The 5,763-nt window shown below is 62.6% G+C and carries 6 protein-coding genes and 1 pseudogene; 6 read left to right on the top strand and 1 reads right to left on the bottom strand.

Features of this window, described 5'->3' with window-relative positions; translation table 11 throughout:
* From CXQ88_RS22065 to CXQ88_RS21130, 6 genes are all read left to right on the top strand, one after another.
* Nucleotides 1-201, top strand: a 201-nt coding sequence (locus CXQ88_RS22065; protein ID WP_181037649.1) for a hypothetical protein, incomplete at its 5' end; no start/stop codon positions are given.
* Between the two features lie 715 nt (nt 202-916).
* Nucleotides 917-1,087, top strand: coding sequence for a hypothetical protein (locus CXQ88_RS22060; protein WP_181037647.1), 171 nt, complete (start codon nt 917-919; stop codon nt 1,085-1,087).
* 279 nt (nt 1,088-1,366) lie between these two features.
* On the top strand, nt 1,367-2,059 hold the full coding sequence (locus tag CXQ88_RS21150) for a hypothetical protein (protein WP_104046125.1): 693 nt from the start codon (nt 1,367-1,369) through the stop codon (nt 2,057-2,059).
* 1,155 nt (nt 2,060-3,214) lie between these two features.
* The gene (locus tag CXQ88_RS21140; RefSeq protein ID WP_181037646.1) at nt 3,215-3,985 is read left to right on the top strand and encodes a hypothetical protein; all 771 of its coding nucleotides are present in this window, start codon (nt 3,215-3,217) and stop codon (nt 3,983-3,985) included.
* Between the two features lie 24 nt (nt 3,986-4,009).
* Nucleotides 4,010-4,705, top strand: coding sequence for a sortase domain-containing protein (locus tag CXQ88_RS21135; protein WP_104046123.1), 696 nt, complete (start codon nt 4,010-4,012; stop codon nt 4,703-4,705).
* A gap of 47 nt (nt 4,706-4,752) precedes the next feature.
* On the top strand, nt 4,753-5,388 hold the full coding sequence (locus CXQ88_RS21130) for a hypothetical protein (protein WP_104046122.1): 636 nt from the start codon (nt 4,753-4,755) through the stop codon (nt 5,386-5,388).
* 296 nt (nt 5,389-5,684) lie between these two features.
* Here CXQ88_RS21130 and CXQ88_RS22875 read toward each other — a convergent pair.
* Nucleotides 5,685-5,763 (bottom strand): annotated as a pseudogene (locus CXQ88_RS22875) (AMIN-like domain-containing (lipo)protein); the annotation flags it as partial.

Raw genomic sequence — 5,763 nt, 5'->3', positions numbered from 1 at the left:
AGCATCGTGTTCGTCGGCGTCATCATCGTCTCGAACGCCGTGAAAACGCCGCACTACAAAATGATTCTGGCCTGGGACCCCGAGGCGCTGCCGCCAAATTGGGAGGCCGAACGGCAGAAGTACTTTACGATCAACTGGATCCAGATGGTCACAACCTGGTCCGCGTCCGCCCTCTACATTGCGGCGCTGATCGCCCTCTAAAGAGTGGTTCCGAAGCGATCCGTTGGCGTCGCGGGTATCTCGCTACCGGCGGTCCCGCTGTTGTCGTCGGGGATAGGAGGATACCCACCTCGATCGACATGATGGCCGTGGGGAGGTCCTCTTCGCTGGATGTGCCGGGGACGGTGGGAGAACACGACGATCGCTTCACGGTGACCGAAGTTCTGGCATGCGGTTCTATGGCGTGCTCAACTGGTCTCGCCGCATCAGCCGGCCCGGGCAAGCACGTCGCGGCGTTCCTGGTTGGGCTGGCCAGCCGCTCATCGGGGAGACCTCGCGCATCTCGATCGAGTGGCGATCGAGTCCGATCAGTACGCGCTTGGTGCCGGGCAGGTCGCCACAGGCGATGAGGGACCTCCGCTCCCCAGGTTCCACTCGTGGGGTTGGCCGGTCACCTCAAGGCCCAGCCGCTCGAGGTTGCGCTCGATGGTCGGCCGCCACTCGTCGAGCGCTTTTCGAAGTGAGATGGGGGGAGAGGCGGGCTGCCGCTCGGGAAGACTACCCATTCCGTCGGCTGCGTCGCAACAGTGATGACCTCAGTGCAAGCCCTTGGAAGTAGGCGCGCTTGGCTGAGGCTCGCGCGCTATACCAAGCTTTTACAGTCGTATCGGCTTCGCTCACGAATACCGGCCCCTGACACCCGATGAACTCACAGCCGTCCTCACCAACCGACACCCCAGAACCGAGAACACGCCAGATGACGAAAGCCTACGCCACCGCAACCATGGTCCGCATCACCGGTGGCAACTTCCGCCTCGTCGACCGGCTCCTCACCCAAATCACCAGCATCCAGACCCTCAACGAACTCGACACCCTCGCACCGGAACCGATCGACGCAGCCCGAGAAGCGCTCCTCATCGATCACTAACCGCTACGAAAACCACGCCACTTACCGATACGACTCACAGCTGGAGTTCGCCGACCTGCAGCTGAGCCCATTATCCGTCCGGTCAAAGGATCCCCTTGCGGGCTGCACCGTGCGCCAAATAGCGCTGAGAAAAAGCCGCCATTTATCGCTGAAAGTCACATACATGGCCTGGGCCAGCAACTGCACGATACGTGCGGCGCGTTTCCTGGGCACGGTGATCGACCGGCTCACGGGCACGCCGCCCATGTAGAAACTCAGGGCGTAGGCAAGAATGGGCGTGTGCCTCCCATTCCCGATGCCCACCTTGCAGCATTCGAGCGCCTGATGCTCCGGGCACGACAACTCTTCGGTGATGCCGTTACGGAGAAACTGATCGCCCCGGATACCCTTCGACTACCCAGCTTCCGGGTCGGCGACCTGTCGGTGATCGGTGACCAGTGGCTCGTGGTCGCAATCTCACCTGGCTCCTATCCGTTCGTTTACGCTCGGCGGTGGGAGTTTGACTGGGACTCCGATCTTGGTGAGGCGATTGCTGTGCTCGAGAGTTATCACGAAAGGTTCTTGCTGGCTCCCAGTGCCGGGGATGTTTTCGCGGCCCGACTTATCGCACTGGTGGGCAGCGATGGTGAGGTTAATGTGGCAACAGATCAGCCTGAGTTTGACCGGAGCCTAACAGTGCGACCACGGCGTTCCGGGGCGATGTTGCTCAAGGTCCACATCATCAGCAGTTACCTCATCGTCATCGACAGTGACCACCTGGGCTGGTGGACTTTCGGGGGTGATGACATATCCGACGGGGTCGCGGAAGCGTGGAAAGTGATCGAACAGTTAGTGGTTCGGGGCGGCATTGTTCACAGCACACGTCGCTTCACGCAACTTCTAACCCCTGAAGGTGACGTCGTCAGCGGACCGCATAGCGACGGCGTGCGCACCCGGCGCACTCAGGACCTCCACTACGCGCCGTACCGTTAGCACGCGATGGTCCGTAGCGAATCGCGGGATGACAATCCTGCTGGTGCCCAGGAAACGCACCGGTTGTCGCAACTGGCCTGGCAGTCCGGGTCAGTGGGAAGGATGGTCAATTCGTTCAGGACTTTCAGCGACTCCGTCCAGCAGGGCTGCCCGGTTGGCCGCGCACCGGTAGAGACTAATGGATCCCGTTGTGACTCCTGCCCCAGCTGCCTCATGGTGAGCGCGTCCAAGCCTTCCGCGTCTACGACCGCCAACGCTGTGGAGAGCATGAGGTCCTCAAGGGCGCCTTCTGGAGTTTCTGGCCAATACGTCGCTTGGCATAGCCGTACGCCCAGTAACAACCGCCCAATGGAGATCTCGACAGCCCGCGCCAAAGGTCAACCTAAACAACCTCACCGCCGACTGGGCGGTGACCACTCCCGCCCCGATCTACCGTTTATGGCAGCGGCGGACGGTGCTCGGCTGCAAGGACAGCAAGGTCGTGGATGAGCTGTTGCACTTCACGTTCACGGCCCCGGGAAGGCAAAACTGGAGATGCTTTATGTTGCCTCGTCGGAGGAGCGGGAAGGGGCACTCGGCCTGTGGACGGCGCCACAGAACCTGACTCCCTGACCGCAAGCGGATCAAAAAGCGTCACTCGTTCCATTCCGCTCCCCTGCATCTGCTTCGTTGCCCGTTCTGTCCACAATGATTAGGGCCAATCCAAAACGCGAAGTTACTCGGCTGTCCAAGATCTAGCAGGGAATCGGCGGACCAGTCCATCACCCCGCGCCCTGTCTCCAGTGGCGCAGAGTCGACCAGGTGCTGCAAAGATTCATCTTTTCTACTAACCGAAGGTGCATCAGCGCTTATCAAGAATGTCCCCTGGACGAGCTCGTATGAAAAACCCTAGAAAGCAAAGACGCCAAACGGAAGCAAATTTGTCCAGTGCCAGGACTAATTGCGTAAATCTTGAGATCCTTTGCTCACACTGAGCCAAGGCCCGGAGCAGCCCCTTGGCCGGAACGCCGCAATTCGCGGCTTGGTGAAAAACTCCTTGGCATTGTGAACCCGACCACATCACTACCCATCCTTTCCTTGAGCAGGCGCGAAGTACTGTTTGTCCCCTTCCTGGGGTGCCAACATCACACGCGCGTGTATGAGGAGATTTTCCCTATGAATAAAACACTTCGCTTTATGGCAGTACCCACCCTGGCCCTTGCCGGCCTGGCCCTTTCCGGCTCCCCCGCTATGGCCGCGGACCAGTCCTACCAGTCCACGCTTCAGCAGCTCAACGGCAGCGCCGGCTCAGGCACCATCCAGCTCCATGTCACGGGCAACGAGGCCCACGTTGTCCTGAACGTTTCAGGGATGCCCGCGACCTTCATGGACGCTCCGTACCCCCATGTCCAGCACATCCACGGAGGAGCCCAGGGCGTCTGTCCGGACCCGTCCGCCGATGAAGACGGCGACCAGGTCATTGCCACCACAGAAGGCGCCCCGTCCTACGGCGGCATCGTCACCACTCTCTCCACCAGCGGTGACACCAGCCCCGCCGCAGGCCTTGATCTCAAGGTCGCCGGCCAGGGTGCTGCCTACACCGTTGACCGCACGTTCGAGCTGAACGCCGAGACCAAAGCGGCCCTGCAAGCCGGCACCGCAGTGGTTGTGGTTCACGGCCTTGACCCCGCCACCCTCAGCGCTGCAGGCCAGGCTGCCAAGAGCGACCTCGCTCCGACCCTTCCGCTTGCCGCCACCTCCCCCGCCCTGTGCGGAACCTTGACGGCCGGGCAGATGCAGATGCCTGCAGGCGGTGCTGACACCGGCATCGCCACCGAAACCGGCACCGACACCGGCGCTCTCGCAATCGGCAGTGGCCTGGCGCTTGTCGCCCTCGCCGGCGGAGCCTACGTCGTCCGCCGCCGTACCGTCGCTGCCGCAGCCTAAGCACAGGCTGACCGGATCAACACTGTGACAACAAAGAATCCCGGCCACCGCGGAGGTATCGGGGCTTCCACGGCGGCCGGGGTTCTGCTCCTGCTCACCCTGACCGGTTGCGCGGGCGGAACCGCCAGCACGCCGGATGCGGGAGCGGCACCTTCAACTTCGGTCTCACCACCGGCAACACCCGGCACTCCCCCCGCTACGTCGGCTCCGTCATCTGCGGCGCCCGCGGCGGCCCCGCCCGCACAGCAGCTTCCTCCCGTCATGGCCGCGTCCGATCCGGTCACCTTGGCCATTCCCTCGATTGGGGTCCGGACAGACCTTCTTCACTTGGGCCTGCGCGGGAACGGGTCACTGGAAGTACCTGAGGACACCGGCAACGGCGCGCCCGCGAGCTGGTACAACGGCTCACCCACCCCCGGCGAACGAGGCCCGTCGGTCATGCTGGGCCACGTCAACGCCCTGGGCGGCAACAAGGGCGTGTTCGCGGACCTGCGCAAGCTCACCCCGGGTGCTGAAATCAACGTTTCCCGAACGGACGGCAGCATCGCCGTGTTCACCGTTGACCGCGGCGCCCTTTACAGCAAGAACGAGTTCCCCACCCTCGAGGTCTACGGCAACACCGACGGAGCCGAACTGCGGCTCATCACCTGCGACGGCTACGATCCCGCCACCGGGCTCTTCGATGACAACTACGTCATCTACGCCACACTCAAAGCCTGACAACAGCCGCTCATCCGCAACACGGGGCGGCAAGGATGGAAAGCGCCATGAAACAGCACAAGCCATTGCTGGCATCCCTGGCCCTGTCATCCCTGCTGCTCTCCGGCTGCGCAACATCGGCCGGGTCCGTCACCGCACCATCGATCCTTCCGGCGCCGGCGGCCTCGACCGAGTCCGGGAATACCGGCAACCACGGCGGCGGACACCACGGAGGCGGATCATCATCAGCCGGCGCCACCAAAGCCAACAAACCCAGCGACGCCGCTCTGATGGTCTGCGGGGACCAGCCGATGGACCGACTTGCGGCCACCCTGGACCTCAAGCAGGACCCGCACACCACCAACGACTGGGCCGACAGCACCTTCACCTGCAGCTACCACCTGGAACAAGGGGACCTGGTCATCTCCGTCAAGGAAGCCAAGGACCAGGCCACTGCCCTGACCTACTTTGATGCGATGCAGGCCCTCGAGACAGACGCCAAACCCATCGAAGGCCTCGCGAACCTCGGCTTTCCGGCGTACGAAACCGCGGATGGGTCAGCGGTGTTCCAGAAGGACAGCTTCGTGCTGCAGGTGGACGCCGCTGACCTGCCCGCCACAATCGGACCGGACAGCGTCACCAGGAACGCCCTGGCCTACCAGCTCTCCACCACCATCCTCGCCTGCTGGATCGAACACCCCTGACATACCGGTGCTAAACCCGTGCGTCGATGTGGTTCTGGACGATTGTGGCCAGTGTCCGGAGTACCAACTGGTCGGACGGGCTGAAAGTCCGCGGTTCTTAATCGATGATGCACAACGTGCTGATATCCCAGCCCAGCGGCCCGTGCAAGGGATAGCCGGCGGTGGTTCCCCACTAGGCCTCGCTGCACGGTACAGGCAAAGCGGCGCCCCGCCTCCCCCTGGGAGCGGGGCTTCGCTGTCACCTGGCTTTATGACCTGGTTCTATCGGCTGGTCGCATCGGGCCTTACAGCTGCTGTTACCAATGGTGGGCGACGTCGATCACGAGCTTGGATCCGCTACCGGGACCTGCAAGGGTGAAGACCTTGAAGGGCAGT

It is taken from the genome of Arthrobacter sp. ZGTC412 (assembly GCF_002929215.1).
Classification (GTDB): Bacteria; Actinomycetota; Actinomycetes; order Actinomycetales; family Micrococcaceae; genus Arthrobacter.
This window is presented reverse-complemented; position numbering and strand designations above follow the sequence as displayed.

Bases quoted from the DNA above. Each gene is read 5' to 3' on its own strand.
- CXQ88_RS21130 (WP_104046122.1), top strand. From the start codon at position 4,753: ATGAAACAGCACAAGCCATTGCTGGCATCCCTGGCCCTGTCATCCCTG.
- CXQ88_RS22060 (WP_181037647.1), top strand. From the start codon at position 917: ATGACGAAAGCCTACGCCACCGCAACCATGGTCCGCATCACCGGTGGC.
- CXQ88_RS21140 (WP_181037646.1), top strand. From the start codon at position 3,215: ATGAATAAAACACTTCGCTTTATGGCAGTACCCACCCTGGCCCTTGCC.